Source organism: Stutzerimonas sp. NM35 (assembly GCF_054604355.1).
In genome coordinates this window covers 2,530,588-2,555,720 of sequence record NZ_CM137728.1, presented here as the reverse complement: position 1 = coordinate 2,555,720, position 25,133 = coordinate 2,530,588, and the positions used below count along the sequence as shown (strand labels likewise).

Below are 25,133 nucleotides of genomic sequence, written 5' to 3'. Positions count from 1 at the left end.
GCAGTTCGGTCACAAGAGTCTTGTGAAGCACGGTCTGCGCAGCTTTTTTAACAGCCTGTAAACAGTAACGGCTCGTTTGTGCGAGAAGAACGTTGCTTGGCGTGGTCACTAAGTCATGGGCCGCGATGGAGCGGATCGCCATTTCAATCGAGGGGCAGTCGTTATGCAGACCAGTATCAGACACCTGAGTGGAGACGAAATACCCCAAAGCTGGCGCCCGACCTGGGTCACCTGCTGGGTGGTGGAGATGGATGGCACGACCATCGCCGGTCCCTACGCCACGCGGGAGGAAGCGCAGGCCGTGGTGGATGGCGAGCAGGAGCCGAAGATTTCCCAGACCCCGGCGCCTCGTTAGCGGGTTTGAAAACACTTGCCGCACTTGGGGGTTACTGACAATGGCTGGGGCAGGGTACGACCCACTCAGCCTGGGGCGGCGGCTCGATGAGCTGTGAGACCAGCTCCAGGGCCTTTTCGAAAGAAGGGTAGCCGCTCTGCGCAACATCCAGCCCGGCATAGGCGCGGCGATAGGATTCGGCCTTTTCAGGCTGCTGTTCATCGACCAGATAGGGTTGCTGGTAGATCTTGTAGAGCAGCGCCACCGCATGCGGATGGCCCTTGTCGCCGGCCCGCTCCAGCAATCGCAGCACCTCTGCCTGTTGTGGCCCCTGGCGAATCAGCAACAGCGCCTGGTAGAACTCGGTTTCGCCACGCTTGTCGAGACGGGCGCTGCGATCGAGCAATGCGTGGGCGAGTTCGTAGCCGTCTTCATCGGCCTGGGAGATGAGGATCTTGGCCTGCAACAGGTCATTCTGGTACAGCAGCCGCTCGGCGCGGCAGGCGCTGCCCGGTTGATCGCATGAATGCGAGGCACAGCCACCCAGGACCATAAGCAGTCCGATCACCAGTGCGTTTTTCATCAAATGTCTTTTCTCTTGTCGTTGCGGGTGCGTCCTGGGCCTCTGGCCTGCGTGTTGGCTTTCCGTTCAGACATGTCTCATGGCGCAATCATGGACTGAAGCCCGTAGCGGCTCAGAATGATCTGCCAGTGCGGATTGCCCGGCAGGGTAGCGAGAAAGCCATCGAGATAGCCGGTTACCGCCTCACCCAGGTTATTCGTGATCAACAGGTGTCGGGTGAATTGATACAGGGGCTTTTCAGAAATGTACAGATCGCCGAGTTTTTCGCTCTGACGGTAGTAGAGCAGCGTGGAGTGCGCGACAAGTAGAATATGGATGCGCCCTGAAAGCAGTTTCTGCAGATTTTGAAGATCGGTCTGTACATCCTGGCGACGGATCGCGCCGCTGGCGATTTCCTTCTCGATCCCTTCATAGTGATAGCCGAGTACGCCGCCGAGGATGAGTCCGTTGAGTGACTGCGGGCGTTCATATTCGAACGCCGTATCGGGCAGCGAGACGAAGCTCTGCTGATCGACCAGGAGGGCTTGCGTCCATTGGCCGTTGGCTGTCAGTTCGGCGCTGAAGAAGCGTGGTGTGGCCCAGAGCAGAAGGCCGGGCGAGCCGCGAGCAAGGTGCATATCCAGGCGTTTGCGCGGCAGTTCAACCAGCTTGAAGCGGAAGCGCCCGGCATTGGCCGGATCACTGTTGAGCAGCTCGACGAAATCCTGGGAAAGCCCCTGCGAGGCTTCGAGCTTGAATGGTGGTGAAAGATGATAAGTCCATACTTCGACAGACTGCTGGGCGAAACAGGTCAGTGGCAGCAGGCTGAATACGAGCACCAGAAGGAGTCTCGGCATGGCGCACCTTTCTCGGGATGGCGAGGTGGTCGGAATCCGGTCCGGTCACTCCCGGTCGCATGGCGACAGCCCAAGCATAGTTTGGCCTTGGGCTTGGCGCGAGTTACGGGCTTGAGTAAGCGAAGCGAGCCGTAGGGCCGCATTCATTCGCCAGCATGAAGCCGGTGACTCAGAAGCGCTCGTGTTCACCCAGGAAGCGCCATTCGCCCAGCGCCAGCTTGGCCATCGACAGGCGACCGATGCGGATACGTTTGCCGCTCAGCATGCGCAGGCCGATGGATTCGCAGAGCTGTCGCAGATCGCCGGCCTGCGGTGCCTTGAGGACGATGCGCAGGCGGGTTTCGTTCTGCCAGCTGGCCTTGGCCCTGGGCAGGACCCTGCCGCGATGGCCGATGCCCTTGGCCAGCAGTTCAAGCCCGCCAGCCTCGGCTTCGCCCGCCACTTCCACGATGAATTCCTGTTCGAGCCGGTCGCGCGGGTCGCTCAGCTTGCGAATGACCTCGCGTTGCTGGCTGAACACCACCAGGCCGCTGATCTCCGGCTCCAGCGGCACCAGTGCGGTCTGGCGGGCGAGGTGGCGTGCGCGCGGCGTCAGGCGTGCATCGTCGCCGCTCCAATGGGTAGCCTGGGCGAGTTGCGCCTGGATGCTCGACGGGTCTGCGGCGACCGGCTGGCCGGCAGGCTTGTGCAGCAGCAGCGTGACCGGCGGCACTTCGGCAGGGGTGGCGCCGGGCAGCAATTCGATACGCTGCTGCACGACCTTGAAGTAGGGCATTTCGATGATCTGCCCATCGACGCTGACCCAGCCGCCCTCGATATACAACTCGGCCTCACGCCGGGAACAGCCGAGCTGCTCGGCGAGGCGTTTGGACAGGCGTGTCGGCTCGGTCATGGAAAGCTCGGATGGCGCAGGAGGGGAAACCTGGCGAGCCACTGCGGTACGGCAATGACAGCGGAAGCTCGCTGTTTCGGTAGGGTGGCGCAGGTATTACTTCTTGCTGATGGTGATCTGGCGTGACGGGCCTTGAGTCTGGCCGCTGACGCCATTGGGGATCTTCTGGACTTCGCCGCCGGCCTTGAGAAAGGCGGCCATTTGAGCGGCCAGGGACTGGCTGGTTTCGCTGGCAGGTTCTGGCTTGCGTTTGGCGGAGGTGGTCTTGGTGGCCATCGTCATTAGGTTCCTTTAGTCAGTCGAACCGGGCATTGTACAGATTTTTCAGATTTTTGTTTGACTTTCCGATGTGGGGGTTGCAGGCATGGCCTGTTTCTACAAAGCTCGTGGGACGGACCATGCCTTCGGCCAACGGCAAGACGAAACATTTGCTGAAGCGTTTTGCCGGGGCCATGGTCTTCTTTGCAGGCTCGTACATTCGCTTTGGAGGTTTCCCATGCCACACCCTGCCATCCGCGCTCTGTCCTGTGGTTTTGCGCTTGCCTGTTCGTCCCTGGTACTGGCCGAGGTCGAATATCACGGCAGCGAACTGGGTCGGATCAGCGTGGAGGAGGTCGCTCATGGCCTGAAATACCCCTGGGCCGTGGCTTTCCTGCCCGATGACGGCGCCATGCTGGTGACCGAGCGCCCCGGCAGTTTGCGACTGGTCGATGCCGAGGGCCGGCTCTCCGATCCCCTCGACGGTGTGCCGCAGGTGTATGCCCAGGGCCAGGGTGGATTGCTCGACGTGCAGCTTTCGCCAGATTTCCACAAGGACCGCCTGGTCTATCTCAGTTATGCGCAGCAGGGCGATGACGGCAAGGCCGGGACGGCAGTGGGGCGTGGCCGGCTGGCGGACGACCGGCGCTCGCTGGAAGGTTTCACGGTGATTTTCGAGCAGCGCCCGAAACTCTCCAGCGGCCTGCATTTCGGCTCGCGACTGGTATTCGACGGCGAGGGCCGGCTGTTTGTCGCGCTGGGTGAAAACAACCAGCGGCCCACCGCGCAGGACCTGGACAAGCACCAGGGCAAACTGGTGCGGATCGAACCCGACGGCCAGGTGCCGCAGGACAACCCTTTCGTGAACACCGAGGGCGCGCTCCCGGAAATCTGGTCCTACGGCCACCGCAATCAGCAGGGCGCGGCGCTCAACCCCTGGAGCGGCGAGGTCTGGACCCACGAACATGGCCCGCGCGGTGGTGACGAAATCAATATTCCCCAGCCGGGACGCAACTACGGCTGGCCGCTGGCGACCCATGGCATCGACTACAGCGGGAGTCCCATTTCCGAGGCGCTGGGCGAATCCGCTCCCGACACCGAGCCGCCGCATCATGTCTGGCGCCAGTCGCCGGCCATCAGCGGCATGGCCTTCTATGACGCCGAGCGTTTCGCGCCGTGGCAGCAGAACCTGTTCGTCGGCGCCTTGCTGGACCGCTCGCTGATTCGCCTGCAACTCGATGGCGACCGTGTCGTTCATGACGAGCGTCTGCTCAAGGACTTGAACGAGCGCATCCGCGATGTACGGCTCGGGCCGGATGGTTATCTGTATCTGCTGACGGATTCATCGAAGGGCAGGTTGCTGCGGGTTGGCCTGGCAGACCGCTGAAAAAAAACGTAGGCGAGGCAGGCAAGACAAGGCAAAAACAGGCGAGGACGCGGAGTTTAGTGGTCTAAATGAGCAGTCCGAGCCTGTTTTTAACGCAGTATTGCCAACGCAGGTAGTTTTTCAGCGGTCTGGCAGACCGTTGAACCTGGCAGCCGATGCAGTGCCGGCCTGCTAGAATCGCCGGCCTCGACTCACAGGATTTTTCACCATGGCCGCAATCGGGCGCTACAACAGCCTGCAAATCGTCAAGCACACCGGGTTCGGCCTTTATCTGGACGGCGGTCCGGATGGCGAGATCCTGTTGCCCAATCGCTACATCCCGAAGGATACGCCCACCGAGGTCGATGACTGGCTCAACGTTTTCATCTACCTCGACAGCGACGACAAGCTCATCGCCACCACCGAAAAGCCAAAAGTCCAGGTGGGCGAATTCGCCAGCCTCAAGGTGGTGCAGATCAACCGGGTCGGGTTGTTCCTCGACTGGGGCCTGCCCAAGGACCTGTTGCTGCCGCATTCCGAGGAAAAGCGACCGCTGAACGAGGGTGATTACTGTGTCGTCTACGTCTACCTCGACAAGCACACCCGGCGTATCACCGCCACGGCGCGTCTGGATCGCTACCTCGACAAGACGCCGCCGCGTTATCGCGCCGGCGAGGCGGTGGACTTGCTGGTGGTGGAGCGGACCGATCTGGGCCACAAGGCGATCATCAACGGCCAGCACTGGGGCCTGATCCACAAGAACGAGGCGTTCAAGTTCCTGCGTGGCGGCATGCGTGAAAAGGGCTACATCCGGGAAGTGCGCGCCGATGGCAAGATCAGCCTGAGCCTGCAACCGCTGGGCAGCGAAGCCGGCGATGCCCTGCAGGCGCTGATTCTGCAGAAACTGCAGGAAAACCAGGGCAGCCTGGCTGTTGGCGACAAGACCCCCGCCGATGAAATCGCGCAGCAGTTCGGTGTCAGCAAGGGCAACTTCAAGAAGGCCATCGGCGGGCTCTACAAGCAGGGCCGCATCCTGATTCACCCGGACCGCATCGAGCGCGTCTGATCCCGGACGGCGGTGGGCAGTCGGCCCGGCGCCCCTCGCTGGCCAAGGCCGAACAAGTTCGGCCCTACGAGTCGGCAGTCGAAACGGGACACCTGGCCGTAGGGCCGAATTCATTCGGCCTTGACGGACGGCAGGGCCGTTTATCGGTTACGCCAGCGGAACGTCGGCTTACGCTTCGGAACGTCGGATTACGCCTTCGGCTAATCCGACCTACATCCGAACGGGTGACATCGAAGTCATGTAGGTCGGGTCACGCTTTACCGACCCGACGTGCGGCTTTATTCCAAAGCCTAATCCTCTCCACGAAACTGCTTCTGACTGCCGCTGCTTCCCTCCCCGGATCATCCCTCTGATCGATTGTGCAACTGTCGCGGATATTTGCGGTCTGTTGCGTGTCTATGACTCCTCACAAGCCAAGCGTCGCGGTTGGGGTCGAGGCATGAACAACAATTCATCTCCGAGAAGGGATTCGTTATGAGGAACATCACGCTTGCGGGTGCATCGCTATTCTGCCTCGCGACCACTCAAGGCTGGGCGGCGAGCGATCCGAGGGATATTCGCATTGGTGGTTTCGAGTTCACGCCCACGCTGATCGTGCGCGAGAGCTACGACGACAACTATCGGGGTTTGTCGGATAACGAACAGGCTTCCTGGGTCACGGGCATCAACCCGACCTTCCTGCTCGCAACGGGCAACCGCAACAGCGAATACGAGCTGGAGTATTCCTTCAACAGCGACATCTTTCATTCCGATTCTGAAGCCAGCAACACCGACCACCATCTGAGCCTCAGAAGCGCCATGGAATTTACCTCCAGGCATCGTCTGAACTGGGGCCTGGCCTATCACCGTGTGGAAGAGACCGCCGATACCGAGGTCGATACCGAGAACGACAAATACAGCAGCGCCGTCGCCCGTGCCTCGTATGTCTACGGCGCACGCACCGCTCGTAACCAGCTGGAATTCGGTACCCGCTATGAAGAGCGGCGCTACCACAACAGTGGCAACCTGAATGCTTCGGAAGAGCGTGACAGCCTGATGTTCAACTCCATCTGGTTCCACCGCCTCGGCGCTACTACCCGCTCGCTGCTGGAAGTCCGCCACACCGATCATGACTACAAGCAATCCACCGCATTACGCGACAGCACCAACCTGGCGCTGCTCGGCGGCGCCACCTGGGAAGCGGGTGCCAAGACGTCCGGCACAGTCAAGCTGGGTGTCGAGCGCAAGGATTTCGACAGCGACCAGCGTGAAGACTTCACCAGCCCCATGTGGGAAATCGGCGTCACCTGGGAACCGCGCAGCTACTCCGCCTTCAAGCTCAACAGCCGCCGCGCCTTCGACGAGGGCGACGATGGCGCCAGCACCATCAACGACTGGACCACCGTGGCGACCTGGGAGCACGAGTGGACCTCACGCATCTCCAGCGAGCTGCTGTATCGCTTCTCCGACCGCGAATACAAGGGGCTCGACCGGGACGACGAACGAACCTCCTACGGCGCCGGCGTGACCTGGTCGCCGGACCGCTGGATCGACGTGACCCTGTCGTATCTCAGAACGGAAAACGATTCCAGCATGAGCTGGGAGACCTACGACAGAAACGTCTACCTGCTGAGTTTCGACATGAGCCTTTGAGGCCGGTCAGGAGGTTGCATCAGTGTCCAAGGAGAAACAGAGCATGACCATCCAGAACCTTTTCAAATACCTGTCGCTATTGGTGCTGCTGACATTCAGCGCCGTGGCCAGCGCTGCGCAATACCAACTGGGCTCGGGCGACGTGATCCGCGTCAGCGTCCACGGTGAGCCGGATCTCTCGTTCGACGAGATACGCCTGACCGACGCCGGCACCTTCACCTTTCCCTTCATTGGCGAGGTGGACGCCAACGGCAAGACGCCCGGCCAGGTACGCAACCTGCTGATCGAAACGCTCAAGGACGGTTATCTGATCGATCCACGGGTTTCGGTATCGGTGGTCAATTACCGCGAGTTCTACATCTCCGGCGAGGTCAAGTCGCCCGGTGGCTATCCCTATCAGCCGGGCCTCACGCTGGACCGGGCCATCGCCCTGGCGGGCGGCCTGACCGAGCGCGCCTCGACCAAGCGCATGAGCATCGTGCGCGGCTCCGAAAACGGACGCAACGCGGAAAAAGCCACGATGGACACCCTGGTTCGCCCCGGCGATACGATCAACATCGATGAAGGATTCTTCTGATCATGAACAGCCCCGTTCGCCCGGACCGACCCTGGCAGCGCCCAGTCGGCACTGTCGATAGCGACTTCATCGACCTGAAAAAAATCTGGCATGCAATCTGGTCGCGCAAGTGGGGCATTGCCCTGCTGATCGGCATCGTCGCCGTGCTGACGATCCTGCTGGTGATGCGCATGACGCCCATCTACAAGGCGGTCGCCTCGGTGCTGATCGAGACCAAGGGTGCGCCTGTGGTGTCGTTCCAGCCGGTGATCGAATCGCCGGAACTCAGCGAATATCTTCAGACCCAGCTCAGCCTGATGCAGAGCCGGGGCGTCGCCGAGCGCGTGGTGCGCGACCTGAGCCTGACCGAACACCCCGAGTTCGATTTGCGCCAGCAGCCCGGCCCGCTGATCGATTTCGGTGCGCTGGCCGCCATGCTGACCGGCGAAGAGCGCGAGCCGGTCACCGAAGCCCAGGTCATGGACTACGCCACCCAGCGCTTCATGGAGCGCACCTCGGTCTGGGTCGAGGGCAAGAGCCAGCTGGTCTATCTGTCGGTCTCCATGGCCGATAACCTCACCGCCGCGCAGGCTGCCAACCAGTTGGCACAGGCCTATATCGAGGCCCAGCTGGAGGCCAAGGTCGACATGTCGATGACGGCAGCCGGCTGGATGAACGACCGCCTGGTGTCCCTGCGCGAAAAACTGCAGGCCTCCGAGGATCAGCTGCAGGCCTATCTGGACGCCGAAGGGTTGGTGGATCTGGATGGCATCGGCACCATCAGTGCCAACGAGCTGTCGCTCACGGGTGATCGCATGATCGACGCCCGTCGTCAGCGCGCCGAAGCCGAGAGCCAGTATCGTCAGGTCGAGTCCATGCGCAGCCAGGGCTGGGAGCGTCTGTCCAGCGTGCCGGCAGTGCTCGGCCATCCGCTGATCCAGCAGTTCAAGGCTGATCAGGCGCATGCCCGCTCGCGTGTCGAAGATCTTTCGCGTCGTTACGGTGACCGCCATCCGGCCATGGGTTCGGCGCGCTCCGATCTGAATGCGGCGACCGCCAGTCTGCGCCAGCAGGTCGAGCAGGTGGTGGCGAGCATCGAACGCAACTACCAATTGGCAGTGGCCAACGAGAATTCGCTGCGTGCCTCCTTCGACGAGAACAAGGACCGCATCCAGAACATCTCGCGCAAGGAATTCAAGGTGCGTGACCTGCAACGTCAGGTCGAAAGCGACCGCGCCCTGTACGAAACCTTCATGACCCGTCTGCAGGAAACCACGGCGACCTCGGACCTGAGTTCCACCAATGCCCGCGTGGTCGATGCGGCCATCCCGCCGACCGAACCCAGCGCACCGAACACCAAGCTGATTCTGGTTGTGGCGCTGTTCCTGGCGCTGGTACTGGGCATCGCCCAGGCGATCATCCGCGAGATCCTCGACAATACCTTCAAGAGCTCCGAGGAGGTGGAGAGCAAGCTCAATCTGCCGGTGATGGGTATCGTGCCGCAGGTGCCGCGCAAGTTGCGCAAGGACGTCAGCCATCTGTTCGAGCGCAGCGGCGACAAGCGTTTCTGCGAGGCTGTGCGAACCATCCGCACCAACCTGCTGCTCAGCGAAGCCAGTCAGCCACGCCAGGTGCTGGTGGTCACGTCCACCGCGCCGGGCGAGGGCAAGAGTTCGGTTTCGGCCAACCTGGCATTCGCCATGGGCCAGCTGCATCGTGTGCTGCTGATCGATGCCGACCTGCGCCGCGCAACCCTGGAAAAGGCCTTCGACCTGAAGCCCGGTACGCCGGGACTGGTGAACCTGATCGGCGGCAATGCCAGGCTCGAAGACTGCATTCACAGCGTAGGCAACGTCGACATGATCGCCGCCGGTCCGGTGCCCTCCAACCCGCTGGAACTGCTGTCCTCACCGCGTTTCGGCAAGCTGCTGGAAGTGCTCAAGGGCCGTTACGAGCGGATCATCATCGACTCGCCGCCGAGCCAGGCGGTCAGCGATGCGGCCGTTCTGTCGACCCTGGCTGATGCGGTGATCTACGTGGTCAAGTCCGACAGCACCCTGATCCCCCACGTGCAGAAGGGCGTGAGCCAGTTGCAGAACAGCAGCGCACCGGTCGCAGGCGTGGTGCTCAACCATGTCGATGTCGAGAAGGCCAGGAAGAACGGCCAGTTCCGTGGCTATTACGACCACTACGGCTACAGCGAGCAGACGGTGTAAGCCGGCTCGCCCGTATGCAGGCCGGCCAGACGAGTCTGGTCGGCCCTTGAATCTGCCCAGCAAGACGATTGCGCCAACGGCCCCTTTTTCAGGGGTCGAGCAGAGGCACGCCTGCATGAATGACTTATCGAGGAATCTGCTATGAACATTACCGTTGTTGGAAGCGGCTACGTGGGCCTGGTAACCGGCGCCTGCATTGCCGAAATGGGCAACCGGGTCCATTGCGTGGATGTCGACAAGAGCAAGATCGACAACCTCAAGCAGGGCATCCTGCCCATCTACGAGCCGGGTCTCGAAGAGATCGTGCGTGACAATCACGCTTCCGGGCGACTGGTTTTCACCACGTCGCTGGCCGAGGCGGTCGAACAGTCCGAGGTGTTCTTCATCGCGGTCGGTACGCCGCCCGGCGAGGATGGCTCGGCGGATCTGCGCTATGTGCTGGAAGTCGCCCGGCAGATTGGCGACCACCTCAGCGCCCCGGCCATCATCGTCAACAAGTCCACCGTGCCGGTAGGCACCGCCGATCTGGTACGCGCTGCGATCAGCGAGCGGCTTGAAGCGCGTGGCGTCGAGATCGAGTTCTCGGTGGTGTCGAACCCCGAGTTCCTCAAGGAAGGCGCGGCGGTCAACGACTTCATGCACCCGGACCGGATCGTCATCGGCGCCGACAACGAGCATGCGCGGCAGGTGATGAGTGCGCTCTACGCGCCCTTTATCCGCAACCGTCCGCGCACCCTGTTCATGGGCATCCGCGATGCGGAAATGACCAAGTACGCCGCCAACGCGATGCTGGCGACGAAGATCTCCTTCATGAACGAAGTCGCCGGCCTGTGCGAGCGGCTCGATGTGGATATCGAGAACGTTCGCCTGGGCATCGGCTCGGACGAGCGCATCGGTTACCACTTCATCTACGCCGGCTGTGGTTATGGCGGCTCCTGCTTCCCCAAGGACGTCAAGGCGCTGATCAACATCGCCCACCAGAGCGACTTCGAACCCAAGCTGCTGCAGGCGGTGGAAGCGCGCAACGATCAGCAGAAACACGCGCTGTTCAACAAGCTTTCCAGTCACTTCCAGGGCGATCTCGCCGGGCGCACCTTCGCCGTCTGGGGCCTGGCGTTCAAGCCGGGCACCGATGACATGCGCGAGGCGCCGAGCGTGGTGCTGATCAACAGCCTGATCAATGCCGGCGCCAAGGTTCGTGCCTTCGACCCGGTGGCGCGCGAGACGGCCCGCCGCGAGTTTCCCGAGGCCTGGTTTGCCGATGGCCGGCTGCAGATCGCCGAAGGCCAGTACGAGGCGGCCATCGACGCCGATGCGCTGTGCCTGGTGACCGAGTGGAAGCCTTTCCGTCGCCCGGATTTCCGTGCCCTGAAGCGCCTGCTCAACACCCCGCTGATCATCGACGGTCGCAACCAGTACGACCGTGAACAGCTCAAGCGTGAAGGCTTCAGCTATTACGGCATCGGTCGTCAGCCAGTGCTGGCCTGAGCGGGAGATGGCTGAGTGAGCACCATCGAGCAGAGCAGCGGCTCTCCCATGTTCCGTGAGCGGCTGGCTGTGCTGCTGCATGGCTGCCGCAACAGCCGACTGTTGCGCAACATTCTCACCGTGGTCAGCGGCACCGCCGGCGCGCAGGCACTGACGCTGGCGTTCATGCCGGTGATCACGCGCATCTACGGGCCGGAAGCCTACGGCGTGCTGGGCACCTTTCTCAGCGTGACCCTGATGCTGATTCCGGTGGCCGCGCTGACCTATCCCATCGCCATCGTGCTGCCCCGGCGTGATGGCGATGCGCGTGGGCTGGTGCGCCTGTCGCTGCTGATCGCCCTGGCGATGGCGGCGCTGGTGGGGCTTCTGCTTTATCTGTTCGGCGCGGCGCTGACGACCCGGTTGCAGATGCAGATCATCCAGCCGTACCTGATGCTGGTGCCGCTGGTGATGTTCAGCGGCGCGGCGCTGGAAATCTGCCAGCAGTGGCTGTTCCGCACGCAACGTTTCCGCATCACCGCGAGCGTCGCGGTGGGCCACTCGCTGCTGTTCAACTCCATTCGCACGCTGGCGGGACTGGTGCAGCCCTCGGCGCTGGTACTGGTGTGCAGCACGGCGCTGCAGCACGCACTGCACGCGACGATGCTCGGCCTGGCGATGCTGCGGGCAAAGCCGCATACCGATAACCACAACGATGACGATCAGAACGGCAGAAGCGAGGAACAGCAGCCCGGTCTGCTCGGACTGGCACGTCGGCATCGCGACTTTCCCCTGTTCCGTGCGCCGGTGATGCTGATCAATGCGGTATCCCAGCACCTGCCGACGCTGATCCTGGCGGTGTATTTCGGCCCGGCGGCGGCCGGTTTCTTCGCCCTGTGCCGGCAGGCGATGAGCATGCCCACCAACCTCATCGGCAAGTCGGTGGCCGATGTCTATTACCCGCGTATCAGCCGGGCGATCCACGACGGTGAACCTGTGGCCGCAATGCTGATCAAAGCGACTGCGGCGCTGGCACTGGTCGGTCTGGTGCCCTTCAGTCTGGTAGTGGCTTTCGGCCCCTGGCTGTTCGCGCTGGTGTTCGGAGAGCAGTGGCAGGTGGCCGGTGAATTCGCTCGCTGGCTGGCATTGGCCGAGTACCTGGTGTTCGTCTCGCGGCCCTGCGTGGTGGCGGTGCCGGCGCTGTCGCTGCAGGGGCGGTTCCTGATTTTCGAGATTTTCAGCACCAGCCTGCGTGTGCTGGCGCTGTTCGGCGGAGCGGTACTGGTCGGCGATGCGCTGGTCACGGTGCAGGCGTTCTCCGCCGCCGGGGTGCTGATCTACCTGAGCCTGGTGGTGATCGTCGTTTTGCAGGCCAGGCGCTGGTATGTGCGGCAGAGGGCAACGGTATGAGCAGGCAAGGACATTCTTCATTGAACGATATGGATTTTCCCATGACAGCAAAGCGGCCCACCATCGTCGTCATCGGCTACAACCGACCGAAGAGCCTGCAGCGCCTGCTGACCTCGCTGAGCAAGGCGTATTACCCGGTCGGGGAGATCAGCCTGGTGATCAGCCTGGACAATTCCGGCACCCTGGAACCGTTGCATCTGGCCGAGGCCTATGACTGGCCACATGGCGAGAAACGGGTGATCCACCGCGAGAAGCGCCTGGGGTTGCGCAACCATGTGCTGGCCTGTGGCGACCTCACCGAGGAATACGGCGACGTGCTGGTGCTCGAAGACGACCTGTTCGTCTCGCCGTATTTCTATGAGTACACGGCCCAGGCGCTGGAATACTATGCCGATGACCCGCGTGTGGCCGGCATCAGCCTCTATAGCCAGCAGTTCAACCAGACTGCCAACCTGCCGTTCACGCCCATCGACGATGGCGATTCGGATGTCTATTTCATGCAGCTGGCCGCGTCCTGGGGCCAGGCCTGGTCGCGTCGGCACTGGCAGGGCTTTCGCGAGTGGCTGGTGGGCAATGGCACGGATATCAGCCGCATCGAGGGTATTCCCGGTGATATTCGCAGCTGGCCGGAATCCTCCTGGCTGAAGCTGTACAACGCCTGGATCATCAGCAGCGACCGTTATTTCGTCTACCCCTATCGCTCGCTGACCACCAACTTCGGCGATCCCGGCCAGCATTTCTATATCGCTTCATCGCGTTTTCAGGTGGCCATCCAGCAGCAGCGGATCGACTACCAGTTCGCCCACTTCGATGATTGCCTGGCGCGCTACGACGCCTTCTGCGAACTCTCGCCGCAGACCCTGAAAAAGCTCAATCCGAAGCTCGCCGGCCATGACTTCCGGGTCAACCTGTTCGGCTGCAAGGACTGCCGCAGCGGTTTGCAACTGACGCGCACCGACAAGCCCGGCCTGCACAGTTTCAGTCTCTCGATGAAGCCCATGGAACTGAGCGTGCTGCATGACGTGGCAGGGCAGGGCATCGCCCTGATCGACAGCGCGGAAGTGGACAGCGCCGCCTTGCGCGCGCCGCGAACGCAGTACGACATCTTCCGCTTCTTCTACAAGTTTCCCTCCCTGCCGGTGATATGCGTCGGCTTTTTCGAGCGTGTGCAGATGCTGCTCAAAAGCGCCCGATCGAGCTGACTCACTGGATTGACTCAACCCCTCCCTCAATCATGGAAAAGGTGAACACTATGGAACGTAAAAAAGCGTTGATCACGGGCATCACAGGTCAGGACGGCTCCTATCTGGCGGAGCTTCTGCTGGAAAAGGGTTACGAAGTGCACGGCATCAAGCGCCGCGCCTCGCTGTTCAACACCCAGCGGGTAGACCACATCTACCAAGACCATCATGTCGAGGATCAGAACTTCGTTCTGCATTACGGCGATCTGACGGATTCCTCCAATCTGACGCGCATCATTCAGGAAGTGCAGCCCGACGAGGTCTACAACCTGGGTGCGCAGTCGCACGTGGCGGTGAGCTTCGAATCGCCTGAGTACACCGCCGACGTCGACGGCATGGGCGCCCTGCGCATTCTCGAAGCCATTCGCCTGCTGGGGCTGGAAAAGAAGACGCGCTTCTACCAGGCCTCCACCTCCGAGTTGTACGGTCTGGTGCAGGAGATTCCGCAGAAGGAAACCACTCCCTTCTACCCGCGCTCACCCTATGCGGTGGCCAAGCTCTACGCCTACTGGATCACCGTCAACTACCGCGAAGCCTATGGCATGTATGCCTGCAACGGCATCCTCTTCAACCACGAGTCGCCGCGCCGGGGCGAGACCTTCGTTACCCGCAAGATCACCCGTGGCCTGGCCAACATCGCCCAGGGTCTGGAGAAGTGCCTGCACATGGGCAACCTGGACGCGCTGCGCGACTGGGGCCACGCCAAGGACTACGTGCGCATGCAGTGGATGATGCTGCAGCAGGAGCAGGCCGAGGATTTCGTCATCGCCACCGGTGTGCAGTATTCGGTGCGCGAATTCATCCGCTGGTCAGCCGCCGAGCTGGGCGTGCAACTGCGCTTCGAGGGCAGCGGTGTGGATGAGCGTGGCATCGTCGAAAGTGTCGAAGGCGACATGGCGCCAGCGCTGCGAGTAGGTGACGTGGTGGTGCGGGTCGATCCGCGCTATTTCCGTCCGGCGGAAGTCGAAACCCTGCTGGGTGATCCGAGCCGGGCCAAGCAGAAGCTCGGTTGGACGCCGGAAATCAGCGTACAGGAGATGTGCGCCGAGATGGTTCGCGAGGACCTGAAAGTCGCCAAGCGCCACGCCCTGCTCAAGGAGCACGGCTTCGAGATACCGGTAACACTGGAGAACTGACAATGAATCGTGACGCACGAGTTTTCGTCGCGGGGCATCGGGGGATGGTCGGTTCGGCCATCGTCCGGCGCCTGCGGGCGTTGGGCTACGACAATATCCTCACACGTGGCCGGGAAGACCTCGATCTGGTTGACCAGGCGGCGGTGAATGCATTCTTCGCCGAGCACCGCATCGATCAGGTCTACATGGCCTCGGCCAAGGTCGGCGGTATCCATGCCAACAACACCTACCCGGCCGAGTTCATTTACCAGAACCTCATGGTCGAGGCGAACATCACCCATGCGGCGCACTGCAACGATGTGCAGAAACTGCTGTTTCTGGGCTCGTCCTGCATCTACCCCAAGTTCGCCGAACAGCCGATGAAGGAAGAGGCGCTGGTGACCGGCGTGCTGGAGCCGACCAACGAGCCCTATGCGGTCGCCAAGATCGCCGGCATCAAGCTCTGCGAAAGCTATAACCGCCAGTACGGGCGCGATTACCGCAGCGTGATGCCGACCAATCTCTACGGCCCCAACGACAACTTCCACCCGGAAAACAGCCATGTGGTGCCGGCGCTGCTCAAGCGCTTCCATGAGGCGACTCAGCGCGGCGACGACGAGGTGGTGATCTGGGGCAGCGGCAAGCCGCAGCGCGAGTTCCTCCACGTGGACGACATGGCCGCCGCCAGCGTGCATGTGATGGAACTGGACGATGCCACCTATCAGGCGCACACCCAGCCGATGCTGTCGCATATCAACGTCGGCACCGGCGTCGATTGCAGCATCCGCGAACTGGCCGAAACCATCGCGCGGGTCACCGAGTACCAGGGACGGCTGATCTTCGACAGCAGCAAACCGGACGGCACGCCACGCAAGCTGATGGATGTGTCCCGGCTCAAAGCGCTGGGCTGGCAGGCCAGCATCAGCCTGGAAGACGGCCTGCGCGATGCCTATCGCTGGTTCGTCGAAAACCAGCACCAGATAAGGCAGTGAAAGACGGCTTTCGCTCATCGGCTGCCTGGCTCCGTTTGTCGGGTCGGTGAGGCGTGACCCGACCTACATGACTTGTGCGAGGTTTGCAGAGTTGTAGGTCGGATTAGCCGAAGGCGTAATCCGACGCCGCGAGGCGCCGGCACCCGCACAGCGACGGACAGGCGCGGCTTTCGTCATTGGCTGCCTGGCTTCTGTTCGTCGGGGCGGTGAAGCCTGACCCAGCTACAAACAGGGTGGACCTTTTCGCCGTTGACGTTGTCCATCCATGGCACATGGTTCCTTGCCGGGGGTGATCGCCGTTTACGGTGTCATGCCGGTTCGATTTTTGTGTTCGCCACGTCATCTGGATATTGGGGATAGCGCTTGTTAAGGAAAGTTCTGGCGTACAAGAATCTGTTGATCGTCCTGCTGTTGCTGAATTCCGGGTGCTTCTTCCTCACGGATGACAAGCGTGCCGGGATTCCCTACTTCAGGGAGATTTTCCTGCTGCTGGTAGTGGCCTCCACGGTGTGCCTGTTCGTCGCCTGGAAATGGGTCTACCAATCCAGGACCAGCCTGTGGATCATTTTCATGGGCACCATGCTGCCCCTGATGTCCGCCGTGCTGGCCAATCTGAATTTCGGCCAGCCGTTGATCTACGGTCTGTTCGAGGAGCGCCGCTTCCTGGAATACCTGGTGTTCTTCCCGGTGCTTTTTCTGCTGCTCATGGCGCAGCCCACCCAGGAAGAACTCGGTCGCTATTTCCTCTATATCGCCCTGTTCTGTGCGACATTCGGCTTCTGTTACTACCTGGGTATCATTCCGCGGAACACGGTGGCGTCGTTCACCGTGGACGATTGGACGCAGTACGAAGACTTGCTGCGCCCCGACCGTTATCGCATCGGATCGGCCTTCGTATCCCTGGCAGCCTTCATGGTCATGTACGACATGCGTGACAGGGTGACCCTGCGCGGTCTGCTGATTCTGCTGTATTTCGTGGCCTATCTCTGGCTGGTCATGCAGACCCGGCAGACCATGCTGATCTGGGCCTTCGCCGGTCTGTGGATTTTCCGCAAGCGCATCGACTCGCTGATGAAGATGTCCGTGCTGGGCATCGTCGTCCTGGGGATTTCCTGGTTCCTGGTACCCGAGTTCTATATCCAGCAGTACGAACGCTTCCATGCGCTGCTGTTCGAGGCCGCCTCGGGGCCGGGTGTTCGTGAGCGGACCATCTCAACCATCGTCGAGGCAATTGGCGCCAACAACTATTTCGGCATGGGCGCATTGTCGCTGCAATGGAATGGCGGCTTCTCGCGCATCTACAACGCGCATTTCTATCTCTCGGATGTCGGCATCTTCGGTGTGTATTACCGCTATGGCTTCCTGATGCCGCTGGTGGTGCTGATCTTCTATGGCGGCTTTATCTGGATCATGCGTCAGTGCAAGGAAAAGGGCAGCCTGCTGGCAGCCCTGCAACTGTCATTCGTGTTCGGCATGATGAATTTCATGCTGTCCAATGCCCTGAGCTTTTCCGGCGATCTATATGGAATGGCGGCGGCGTTCTTCCTGTATTACGCCAAGGTGCAGACGGCACATTCTTTCTATGCAGAAACTCCGGGGCAGATGAATTATGGTCAATTTCAGTATCGTCACCATTAACTGGAATAATCTGGATGGTCTCAAGGACACTTATCGGAGCCTGGCCCGCCAGACGTTCCGCAACTTCCGCTGGATCGTCATCGATGGCAACTCCACGGATGGCAGCGTTGAATGGCTGCGCCAGCTGGACGACAGCCAGGCAGAAATAACCATAGAGGCCGACAAGGGTATTTATGACGCCATGGATAAAGGCCGCCGGCGTGCCGTTGAAACCGAGGGATATACCCTGTTCCTCAATAGCGGCGATGCCCTGGCCAGTCCCGATGTGCTGGCCAGGATAGATGCCGAGTTGTCACAGGCGGCAATTGCGCCCCGGTTCATCTATGGCGATTTCTATCGCAAGGAAGCCAGTGGCAGTCTGAAACTGACCAGCGCGCATCCCATCGAGCGCGCACCGCTGGGGTTGCCGGCCAGTCACCAGACCATGTATTTCGAGAATGAGCGGCTGCGCCAGTTCAGGTTTCGGCTCGACTATAAACTGTCCGCCGATTATTGCCTGTTGCTTGAGTTCCTGCAGGGGCTCGACCTGCAGCGCGACGTCATGCAGCTGTCGTTTCCCTTGTGCATCTTCGATACCACCGGTGTATCGCACAAGCGGCGTTTCGAAGCGATTCGTGAAGACATGGATATTCGCAAGCGCTTTCTGAAATTTTCCAGCGTCAATGCCTTTGGCTTGTATGTACTGCACTACCTGCATACGCATACCAAGCAACTGCGCTCGGCACTGGGGCGTTAACGGATTTTCCAGGGACCACAAAAGAACAGGGCGCAGGAGAGTGTTCGATGAATTACCGCAGTCTTAGTCATCTATCGCAACTGAGCAATGAGTGTGCCGGCAAGGTTCCCAATGATGTCGATCTGGTCATAGGCATCCCCCGCAGCGGAATGCTGGTCGCCAGTATCGTCGCGCTGAAACAGAACCTGCCATTGACCGATCTTTACTCGTTCCTGCGCAATGATGATCTGAAGAAGGGCAGTACGCGGACCTACAAGCATGCCGACCTGGTCAAGCCCAGGGATGCGAAGAAAGTGCTGCTGGTGGACGACAGCATTTCCACGGCCAAGTCGATGCAGGCCGCCGTGGAGCAGGTGCGGGCCGTCTATCAGGGCGAGGTGGTGACCCTGGCGGCGTTCGCCGAAAAGCACAATCGCCATCTGGTGGACATGTACCTGGAGCTCGTCGAGCAGCCTCGCGTGTTCGAGTGGAACATCATGCACCACCCCTTCATGGGGCAGGCCTGTCTGGATATCGACGGCGTGCTCTGCGTCGATCCCACGACCGAACAGAACGATGACGGGCCGAACTACCGTGATTTCCTCAGTTGCACGCGTCCGCTTTTCATCCCCTCGATCAAGGTCGCCCATCTGGTGACCAGCCGGCTGGAGAAATATCGCCCGGAAACCGAGGCGTGGTTGCAGCGCAATGGCGTGCAGTACGGGACCCTGCACATGCTCGATCTGCCTTCGGCGGAGGAGCGTCGCCGGTTGAATATTCATCACAAGTTCAAGGCCGAGGTGTATGCCAGGCAACCGCAGACGCGGCTCTTCGTCGAGAGCGAGGATCGGCAGGCCGTCGAAATCATGAAGCTCAGCGGCAAGCCGGTGTACTGCATCGAAACCAATGAAATGTATGTGCCGGGCCAGGTGTACAACCTCAAGGCCAGCACATTGCGCAAGAGCCATAGCCTGAGAGCGAAGCTGATCGGCAAGGTGAAATCGAAAATGGCGAAGTGGATGCCGATGTCGCATTCCAAAAGCTGAAGCATGGCAGCCCGTTGAGTGAGCGGGCTGCCATGCAGGTGGCTTCAAGGGCCGATACTGCTGCAGCCACCCTGATTGACGTACTTTTCGAGGATGGCCCATTGCGGGCGGTTCTGGCCGTCACGGGTCGGTTCGACCGATAACTTGTAGTTGCCCCAGGATGGACCTGCCGCCCAGTAAGTCATGGGTATGCAGTGTTTCTGCAAATAAGCCAGCAAGTTGTCCATGGCTTCCAGCAGGCGCGGTTCATCGGGCGGAATACCGAACTCACCGATATGGCCTTGTCTTTCATGCTTGATCAGCCAGTCGATAAAAGGCTTGACCCGTTTGACGCCGAGCATGGTGTCGAAGTCATCTTCCGGTGGCTCCCGGTATTGTCCGTTGCCGTGTTTGTCGAGGTAAAGGTGAGCGGAAAATATCAATTTGTCGGCGGGGTCTTTCAAGTCCAGCAGTGGATCGTTGTATTTTGGCCAGAGATAACTGCTGGACCAGAAGTTTCCTTCGATAAGCAGCGGGCGCTCGCGATCATGTTTGCGAACCGCATCGATTCCGGCCTGGGCCGCTGCCGGCCAGTATTTATCGGCGCCATGGGGTTCGTTCATGATGTCGTAGGCCCAAAGCCCTTCATGATTCTTCCAGCGTTTGGCAATGCGCTCCAGCAAGTCTGCATAGGCAGATATGGGGACCGCATCCGTGCCTATTATCTGTTTTCGATAACGAGCGTAGTTGTGGATGTCGAGAATGACGCGCATGTCATGGTCAGCAGCCTGTTGCATGAATTCTTCGATACGCCGAGCATAATCCTCATCCAGTTCGCCATTGAGTTCAGCCTGCAAACGTTCCCACATGATCGGGAAGCGAATGGTGCGAATGCCTCGCTCTTTCCAGATCGTCAGATAGTCCGGAGCGGGAAAGAAATAATTTGTATTGTATTTGCCGGGGATGGAATTGCCGGAAAATGCGGCGCCCCCGATGTTCATTCCGATCAGGTCGACATTTTCTGCCGCGCTTGCGGCACTACTGAGCACAAGTGCGAGTCCGAGAAGTATTCCTTTCGTCCGTTGCGAATTGCCGCGTGTCCCTATCATCTTCACTACCTCTTTTGCCATTGGAAAAGGTCGCAGCAGCGGCTGCTTCCTTTTGTCCGGCGTCGACACGCATTGTTCAGTTTTCCTGCGAATCGGCCCTGGTTCGTGAAGACCGAAGCGGGCTGCCTGCGAATCCCATCGTCCCTGAATTGAATGACCGACAGAGAAATTATTTATGAAAAACCCCCGCGCCAGAAGGATGGATCCTTTGATCGGGAAGCTGAAGCTCCTGGAGGAGGCCGACACTGGCCCGTTCATCTCCGAACTTCGGATGCGTGAATCGCCAACCATTCTTGGATTTCTCAATCAGCATGGCTACAACATCGCGCAACGCCATGCCTCGGTTCGCGACAGTTTTCTGCAGGTCAACTATCTGCTGCGCGACGGCATCGGGATCAAAATGGCCTGCTGGTTCAACGGGGTGGCACCGAAGGCCAACCTCAACGGGTCGGATTTCATTCCCCGGTTGATCGAGGAACTGGTGGCCGGTTCGCAGGGCAACTATGAACTCTTCGCCATGGGCACGCGAGAACCCTGGCTGAGCGACGGTGCGCGCAACCTGTTCGGGGACCGTCCTTTCCATGCCATCGACGGCTTCAAGCGCAGCGAGGAATATCTGAATTTTTACCGGGCGCACCATGTTCCAGGGCGTTATCCCATCATCGTGCTGGCCATGGGTATGCCGAAACAGGAGCAGGTCGCGCTCTATCTGCAAAGTGCAATGGAGACGCCGGCATTGCTGATCTGTGGCGGCGCCATCCTGGATTTCACCGCGGAGCGCTTTCCCCGTGCGCCGCTGTTCTTCCGTCGGTTCGGCCTGGAATGGGCGTTCCGCATGCTGATCGAGCCAAAACGGCTGTTCAAGCGCTATGCGGTGGGGATTCCTCTGTTCTTCTACTACCTGTCACGCAATGTCTTTTCGCGCCCGAATCGTGTCGGGGGCTGGAATGCGCTCAAGCGCGGGCCTTGAAAGCACCATCAAGGTGAGCGTCCACCGCCTCATTTTGCAGTCGCCATGACTGTTTTCAGCGGTTGCCCGGCACCCTCGATATAGCTCAGCTCACCCGCCTTCACTCTGGCCGGAGAGGTGTAGGGGTGCGCTGTCAGCCGCTGCTCATCCTGTATATGCAGAACCTCGACGCCACCCAGTTTCAGTACGTCCGAAATCATGGCGCGATGGCATCGCCACCACAGCACTTCGGCACACATCATGGCCGTGGGGCGCTCTGCCGCCAGGCTCAGCAACTGCTGCAGCCCTGCAGCGAACTCTTCGCTTTTAAGGTGTTCGGCGTAGCCGCGAAATGATTGGTTGCGCCAGGCACTGGCAGGCGCATCCGCCGGGGCACGTCTGCGGCCACCCAGCTCTCCGAGCCATCGGTAGCCAATGCCCTGTTCTTCGAGGGCGGCCTGCAGATTGTCCGACATGAATTGTGGCAGGCGCCGCGATCCGGGATGGCGTCGAACATCTGCAACCATCTCGATCCCGTAGTGCTTGAGCAGCGCAATGAAGGATGCGCCGGTGCGAGTGGAGTGCCCGACCGTCCAGATCCGCTGCGCCAATGGGATCAATTGGCTTTGCTCAGGGCGCTTTCCTTGTGCATGGCCACATGATCGGTCTTGTCGCTCCGGATCTCGTATTGTGGCTCCGTCGGACTGGCCCGCCTTGTGTGCCCTTTGTATTCGGTGTCCTGCGTATGCACCTTGATGATATGGCCAGTGACATAGCCCGCTTCGGAATTCCAGCGGACGTGGTCGCCGACCTTGAACTGATGGGGCATGGTTCCTCCGAGTGGCTGCCGTTGGCTTCTGGCAAACGATGACGCTTCAAACAAGCGAAACGCTGGTCGTCTCGATACCCTTTATAAGCCGACCTTCAAACAGCCGTTTTGTAGTATCCACTCGTCGGAAAAGCTGATTTGCAGAACCTGTTTCAAAAAAAACAAATTCAAAAAAATGACGCTCACTTTCTTCTCTGGCGAACGGTTTAAAGCGCCCAGCCGCTTTCCTGCTACATGGCATTTGGCTATGTTTTAATAGCCTTTTAATGGCGGATCGCTGAATGTGACGACTATTTGGCGATGTTAAACCGTCGACTCGGTTTCCATTCGTTTTGCAAACCTATTATAAAGGCGCCACGCAACGGATTGCCGGGTTCTCCACCAAGGTAATCCGGCCCCTTGTGCGCGGTTCGTTCGGTTGCGCGTAATGAGATTCAAACCCATCAGGCGCCTGCACGACTCTATTAACTCCCGCTACTTTTTTAAAGGCTCCGACCTTTAGAAGTATTAAGTTCCGGAGAGACTGAATGTCTATCACTGTATTCTCAAGTGCGCCCAAGGCACTTGTTCGCTCCATTGCCATGGCTGCGGTACTCGGTTCACTGGTTATCGGCGGTGAAGCGGCGGCGAGCATTAGCATAAACGCGTCTTCTGCGACCGCCTTCACTTCCCAGATCAACAAATTCACCAGCAATGACTTCCTCAACGGCGTCTGGCGTCGCGAGGCGGGCATTTCCGTGCCGTATTCGGCAGCTGCCCGTGACGCCTTCAAGCCGGGTGTGCAGATCCGGTTCGCCGACAACCAGGTGCGCAAGATCACCAAGGTCTTCGTTGTCGGCAGCAACATCAGCGTTTATGTCGATGGTCCCGTGCTCGACGGCAACAAGGTGGGTGCTCCGCGCACGATCAGCACCGTCGTCGCGGGCGAGGCTGCGCCGGGTGCATCCGCGCCGGCTCCGGCTCCGACTGAGGCCTTCACCAGCCAGATCAACAAATTCACCAGCAATGACTTCCTCAATGGGGTCTGGCGCCGGGAAGCGGGGGTTTCCGTTCCGTCTTCGCCTGCTGCCATTGCCGCCTTCAAGCCGGGTGTACAGGTCAAGTTCGCCGATAACCAGGTGCGCAAGATCAGCAAGGTCTTCGTGGTTGGCAGCAACATCAGCGTTTATTTCGAGGGCAGCCCGCTCGATGGCAACAAGGTGGGTGCTCCGCGCACCATCAGCACTCTGGCCAGCGCCGAAACGGCACCGAGTACACCGTCCCTGACCAACCCTGCGCCTGCGCCGGAAGCCAAGCCGACGCCCAGCGTGCCGGTGGAGAGCACCTACAGCGCGAGCATGAACAGCTTCACCAATGAAGACTGGGAAAACGGTATCTACCGCAAGCAGGCGGGCTTCTCGATTCCCAATACGGCTAGCAACAAGTCGGCCTTCAAGACCGGCGCCTCGGTACGCCTGGCCGATGGTCAGGTCCGCAAGGTCATCGCGGTCTATGACATCGGTGCGCACCTGACCGTGCTCCTGAGTGGCGACAAGCTGTCGGCCAGCAGCGTCGGCTATCCGAAAACCCTGACCGTGGTCTCCGGCGATGCCGGCAGCTCGCCGCAGACGCCTGCGCCGACCCCTGCGCCGACTCCAGCACCCGCGCCGACTCCGACCCCGACCCCGGCTCCCACCAACCCCGGCAACGGGATTGACCTGGTGGGCGTGAACTTCGCCTCGGGCGTGTTCGATCCGGGCACCGTCCCTGGTATCTACAACAAGGGCTATACCTATGCCGACGAGTCCTATTACAAGCGTCACAGTGAACTCGGCTTCAAGCTGATTCGTCTGGGCTTCCTCTGGGAGCGCATTCAGCCCAAGCTCGGTACCCCGCTGGATGCGGCAGAGCTGGCGCGAATCAAGACGTCGCTGGACCATGCCCACAAGTACGGCATCAAGGTCATCCTTGATATGCACAACTACTACCGATACTACGGCCAGGTAATCAACTCTCCCGGCGTACCGCGTGCAGAGTTTGCCGAAACCTGGCGCAAGATCGCAGTGGAAGTCTCCAAGCACCCGGCCCTGTACGGATACGGTCTGATGAACGAGCCGTACAACACCGGCAACAACCTCTGGCCGCAGACTGCCCAGGCAGCCGGGCAGGCGATCCGCAAGGTCGACCCGAGCAAGTGGATCATGATTGCCGGCGATCGTTACTCCAGCGCTTTCCACTGGCAGAAGTACAACACCCAGCTGATCAACGATCCCTGGATGCGCGATCCGAAGAACAACCTGGTCTACGAAGCGCACCAGTATCTTGATCACGACTACTCGGGCACCTACCGCAACCGTGCCGAAACCTTCGCCCCGATGCTGGGTGTCGAGCGGGTCAAGCCCTGGGTCGAGTGGCTGAAGAAGAACAAGCTGCGTGGTTACCTCGGTGAGCATGGCATTCCGGACTTCTCTCCGTCTGCCGTGGTCGCGACCGACAACCTGCTGGCTTACCTGAACGAGAACTGCATTCCGAGCAGCTACTGGGCCGCCGGTCCTCGCTGGGGTGAGAACATCATGGCGCTGGACGTGACAAGTGGTAAGCATCGCCCCCAGATGGCACCGTTGCAGAAGTATGCCAAAGCGAAGAAAACCTGCTCTACCATAGGTCCGTTGCAATAACGGATCGCACTGACCAGAAAAACGGGCTTCGGCCCGTTTTTTTGTGCCTGTCGAAATGCATTGCTTGGTAGAGGGCTGTTCGTCGGCTGCGGTTTCGTTTCCTGCTTTTTATTAGGGCGAAAACAGTGGCGATAGATAAAGCGAAGTTGCCGTTTCGCTCGCCGGACGGCGTTTCGCTTAAACCCAGAGAACTTGCAGCATGGCGTTCATGAATAGGCAGCAAGCCATTATCGAAGGGGGCGCGAAG

The 25,133-nt window shown here is 60.2% G+C and carries 23 protein-coding genes; 16 read left to right on the top strand and 7 right to left on the bottom strand.

Annotated elements, in window-relative coordinates:
* The first annotated feature begins 163 nt into the window (after positions 1-163).
* Positions 164-355 (top strand): hypothetical protein, encoded by a 192-nt coding sequence (locus ACYCFC_RS11880; protein WP_181085047.1) that lies wholly within the window; start codon positions 164-166, stop codon positions 353-355.
* Positions 356-386: 31 nt separating this feature from the next.
* Here ACYCFC_RS11880 and ACYCFC_RS11875 read toward each other — a convergent pair whose 3' ends face one another.
* From ACYCFC_RS11875 to ACYCFC_RS11860, 4 genes are all read right to left on the bottom strand, one after another.
* Positions 387-917, bottom strand: a complete 531-nt coding sequence (locus tag ACYCFC_RS11875; protein WP_181085049.1) for a hypothetical protein — start codon at positions 915-917, stop codon at positions 387-389.
* Positions 918-994: 77 nt separating this feature from the next.
* Positions 995-1,753, bottom strand: coding sequence for a type 2 periplasmic-binding domain-containing protein (locus tag ACYCFC_RS11870; RefSeq protein WP_181085051.1), 759 nt, complete (start codon positions 1,751-1,753; stop codon positions 995-997).
* A gap of 169 nt (positions 1,754-1,922) precedes the next feature.
* The gene (locus tag ACYCFC_RS11865; protein ID WP_181085053.1) at positions 1,923-2,645 is read right to left on the bottom strand and encodes an RNA pseudouridine synthase; all 723 of its coding nucleotides are present in this window, start codon (positions 2,643-2,645) and stop codon (positions 1,923-1,925) included.
* Positions 2,646-2,741: 96 nt separating this feature from the next.
* Positions 2,742-2,921, bottom strand: coding sequence for a hypothetical protein (locus ACYCFC_RS11860; protein ID WP_181085055.1), 180 nt, complete (start codon positions 2,919-2,921; stop codon positions 2,742-2,744).
* 220 nt (positions 2,922-3,141) lie between these two features.
* Between ACYCFC_RS11860 and ACYCFC_RS11855 the strand changes: the two genes are divergently transcribed.
* The 13 genes from ACYCFC_RS11855 (at position 3,142) to ACYCFC_RS11795 (ending at position 19,363) form a co-directional block, all read left to right on the top strand.
* Positions 3,142-4,290 carry a PQQ-dependent sugar dehydrogenase gene (locus ACYCFC_RS11855; protein WP_459651717.1) on the top strand — a complete coding sequence of 383 codons (1,149 nt, stop codon included), beginning with the start codon at positions 3,142-3,144 and terminating at the stop codon, positions 4,288-4,290.
* Between the two features lie 208 nt (positions 4,291-4,498).
* Positions 4,499-5,335, top strand: coding sequence for a CvfB family protein (locus ACYCFC_RS11850; protein ID WP_181085059.1), 837 nt, complete (start codon positions 4,499-4,501; stop codon positions 5,333-5,335).
* A gap of 474 nt (positions 5,336-5,809) precedes the next feature.
* Positions 5,810-6,967 carry an outer membrane beta-barrel protein gene (locus ACYCFC_RS11845; RefSeq protein WP_181085061.1) on the top strand — a complete coding sequence of 386 codons (1,158 nt, stop codon included), beginning with the start codon at positions 5,810-5,812 and terminating at the stop codon, positions 6,965-6,967.
* Between the two features lie 43 nt (positions 6,968-7,010).
* Positions 7,011-7,544: a polysaccharide biosynthesis/export family protein gene (locus tag ACYCFC_RS11840; protein WP_459653987.1), complete on the top strand. Its 534-nt coding sequence runs from the start codon at positions 7,011-7,013 to the stop codon at positions 7,542-7,544.
* A 2-nt stretch (positions 7,545-7,546) separates the two neighbouring features.
* Positions 7,547-9,739 (top strand): GumC family protein, encoded by a 2,193-nt coding sequence (locus ACYCFC_RS11835; RefSeq protein WP_181085065.1) that lies wholly within the window; start codon positions 7,547-7,549, stop codon positions 9,737-9,739.
* A gap of 141 nt (positions 9,740-9,880) precedes the next feature.
* Positions 9,881-11,227, top strand: a complete 1,347-nt coding sequence (locus ACYCFC_RS11830; protein WP_181085067.1) for a UDP-glucose dehydrogenase family protein — start codon at positions 9,881-9,883, stop codon at positions 11,225-11,227.
* Between the two features lie 15 nt (positions 11,228-11,242).
* Positions 11,243-12,616: a lipopolysaccharide biosynthesis protein gene (locus ACYCFC_RS11825; protein ID WP_459651716.1), complete on the top strand. Its 1,374-nt coding sequence runs from the start codon at positions 11,243-11,245 to the stop codon at positions 12,614-12,616.
* A 41-nt stretch (positions 12,617-12,657) separates the two neighbouring features.
* Entirely contained in the window at positions 12,658-13,818 is a 1,161-nt protein-coding gene (locus tag ACYCFC_RS11820) for a glycosyltransferase (RefSeq protein ID WP_459651715.1), read from the top strand.
* Between the two features lie 50 nt (positions 13,819-13,868).
* Complete coding sequence (gmd, locus tag ACYCFC_RS11815) at positions 13,869-14,993, top strand: GDP-mannose 4,6-dehydratase (RefSeq protein ID WP_181085074.1); 1,125 nt, start codon at positions 13,869-13,871, stop codon at positions 14,991-14,993.
* Positions 14,994-14,995: 2 nt separating this feature from the next.
* Entirely contained in the window at positions 14,996-15,964 is a 969-nt protein-coding gene (gene fcl, locus ACYCFC_RS11810) for a GDP-L-fucose synthase (protein WP_181085076.1), read from the top strand.
* Positions 15,965-16,327: 363 nt separating this feature from the next.
* Positions 16,328-17,602: a hypothetical protein gene (locus ACYCFC_RS11805; protein ID WP_459651714.1), complete on the top strand. Its 1,275-nt coding sequence runs from the start codon at positions 16,328-16,330 to the stop codon at positions 17,600-17,602.
* Entirely contained in the window at positions 17,574-18,338 is a 765-nt protein-coding gene (locus tag ACYCFC_RS11800; protein WP_459651713.1) for a glycosyltransferase, read from the top strand. Before ACYCFC_RS11805 ends, ACYCFC_RS11800 begins: the two co-directional genes overlap by 29 nt.
* 47 nt (positions 18,339-18,385) lie before the next feature.
* Positions 18,386-19,363, top strand: coding sequence for a phosphoribosyltransferase family protein (locus tag ACYCFC_RS11795; protein WP_181085080.1), 978 nt, complete (start codon positions 18,386-18,388; stop codon positions 19,361-19,363).
* Between the two features lie 44 nt (positions 19,364-19,407).
* Here ACYCFC_RS11795 and ACYCFC_RS11790 read toward each other — a convergent pair whose 3' ends face one another.
* A complete protein-coding gene (locus tag ACYCFC_RS11790) occupies positions 19,408-20,697 on the bottom strand; it encodes a glycoside hydrolase family 5 protein (protein WP_459651712.1) in 1,290 nt (429 codons plus the stop codon).
* A 25-nt stretch (positions 20,698-20,722) separates the two neighbouring features.
* Between ACYCFC_RS11790 and ACYCFC_RS11785 the strand changes: the two genes are divergently transcribed.
* Positions 20,723-21,421, top strand: coding sequence for a WecB/TagA/CpsF family glycosyltransferase (locus ACYCFC_RS11785; RefSeq protein WP_459651711.1), 699 nt, complete (start codon positions 20,723-20,725; stop codon positions 21,419-21,421).
* Positions 21,422-21,450: 29 nt separating this feature from the next.
* Here ACYCFC_RS11785 and ACYCFC_RS11780 read toward each other — a convergent pair whose 3' ends face one another.
* The gene (locus tag ACYCFC_RS11780; RefSeq protein ID WP_459653986.1) at positions 21,451-22,017 is read right to left on the bottom strand and encodes a DUF488 domain-containing protein; all 567 of its coding nucleotides are present in this window, start codon (positions 22,015-22,017) and stop codon (positions 21,451-21,453) included.
* Positions 22,017-22,229 carry a hypervirulence associated TUDOR domain-containing protein gene (locus ACYCFC_RS11775; RefSeq protein ID WP_459651710.1) on the bottom strand — a complete coding sequence of 71 codons (213 nt, stop codon included), beginning with the start codon at positions 22,227-22,229 and terminating at the stop codon, positions 22,017-22,019. Before ACYCFC_RS11775 ends, ACYCFC_RS11780 begins: the two co-directional genes overlap by 1 nt.
* Before the next feature lie 527 nt (positions 22,230-22,756).
* Here ACYCFC_RS11775 and ACYCFC_RS11770 point away from each other — a divergent pair.
* The gene (locus ACYCFC_RS11770) at positions 22,757-24,886 is read left to right on the top strand and encodes a glycoside hydrolase family 5 protein (protein ID WP_459651709.1); all 2,130 of its coding nucleotides are present in this window, start codon (positions 22,757-22,759) and stop codon (positions 24,884-24,886) included.
* The last annotated feature ends 247 nt before the right edge of the window (positions 24,887-25,133 follow it).

What these genes read in the sequence shown, in the direction of transcription:
- ACYCFC_RS11860 (WP_181085055.1), bottom strand. Translation starts at nt 2,921, where the DNA reads ATGGCCACCAAGACCACCTCCGCCAAACGCAAGCCAGAACCTGCCAGC.
- ACYCFC_RS11840 (WP_459653987.1), top strand. Translation starts at nt 7,011, where the DNA reads ATGACCATCCAGAACCTTTTCAAATACCTGTCGCTATTGGTGCTGCTG.
- ACYCFC_RS11835 (WP_181085065.1), top strand. Translation starts at nt 7,547, where the DNA reads ATGAACAGCCCCGTTCGCCCGGACCGACCCTGGCAGCGCCCAGTCGGC.
- ACYCFC_RS11775 (WP_459651710.1), bottom strand. Translation starts at nt 22,229, where the DNA reads ATGCCCCATCAGTTCAAGGTCGGCGACCACGTCCGCTGGAATTCCGAA.
- ACYCFC_RS11830 (WP_181085067.1), top strand. Translation starts at nt 9,881, where the DNA reads ATGAACATTACCGTTGTTGGAAGCGGCTACGTGGGCCTGGTAACCGGC.
- ACYCFC_RS11820 (WP_459651715.1), top strand. Translation starts at nt 12,658, where the DNA reads ATGACAGCAAAGCGGCCCACCATCGTCGTCATCGGCTACAACCGACCG.
- ACYCFC_RS11855 (WP_459651717.1), top strand. Translation starts at nt 3,142, where the DNA reads ATGCCACACCCTGCCATCCGCGCTCTGTCCTGTGGTTTTGCGCTTGCC.
- ACYCFC_RS11770 (WP_459651709.1), top strand. Translation starts at nt 22,757, where the DNA reads ATGTCTATCACTGTATTCTCAAGTGCGCCCAAGGCACTTGTTCGCTCC.
- ACYCFC_RS11845 (WP_181085061.1), top strand. Translation starts at nt 5,810, where the DNA reads ATGAGGAACATCACGCTTGCGGGTGCATCGCTATTCTGCCTCGCGACC.
- ACYCFC_RS11865 (WP_181085053.1), bottom strand. Translation starts at nt 2,645, where the DNA reads ATGACCGAGCCGACACGCCTGTCCAAACGCCTCGCCGAGCAGCTCGGC.
- ACYCFC_RS11850 (WP_181085059.1), top strand. Translation starts at nt 4,499, where the DNA reads ATGGCCGCAATCGGGCGCTACAACAGCCTGCAAATCGTCAAGCACACC.
- ACYCFC_RS11875 (WP_181085049.1), bottom strand. Translation starts at nt 917, where the DNA reads ATGAAAAACGCACTGGTGATCGGACTGCTTATGGTCCTGGGTGGCTGT.
- ACYCFC_RS11800 (WP_459651713.1), top strand. Translation starts at nt 17,574, where the DNA reads ATGGTCAATTTCAGTATCGTCACCATTAACTGGAATAATCTGGATGGT.
- ACYCFC_RS11795 (WP_181085080.1), top strand. Translation starts at nt 18,386, where the DNA reads ATGAATTACCGCAGTCTTAGTCATCTATCGCAACTGAGCAATGAGTGT.
- gmd (WP_181085074.1), top strand. Translation starts at nt 13,869, where the DNA reads ATGGAACGTAAAAAAGCGTTGATCACGGGCATCACAGGTCAGGACGGC.
- ACYCFC_RS11785 (WP_459651711.1), top strand. Translation starts at nt 20,723, where the DNA reads ATGCGTGAATCGCCAACCATTCTTGGATTTCTCAATCAGCATGGCTAC.
- ACYCFC_RS11870 (WP_181085051.1), bottom strand. Translation starts at nt 1,753, where the DNA reads ATGCCGAGACTCCTTCTGGTGCTCGTATTCAGCCTGCTGCCACTGACC.
- ACYCFC_RS11880 (WP_181085047.1), top strand. Translation starts at nt 164, where the DNA reads ATGCAGACCAGTATCAGACACCTGAGTGGAGACGAAATACCCCAAAGC.
- fcl (WP_181085076.1), top strand. Translation starts at nt 14,996, where the DNA reads ATGAATCGTGACGCACGAGTTTTCGTCGCGGGGCATCGGGGGATGGTC.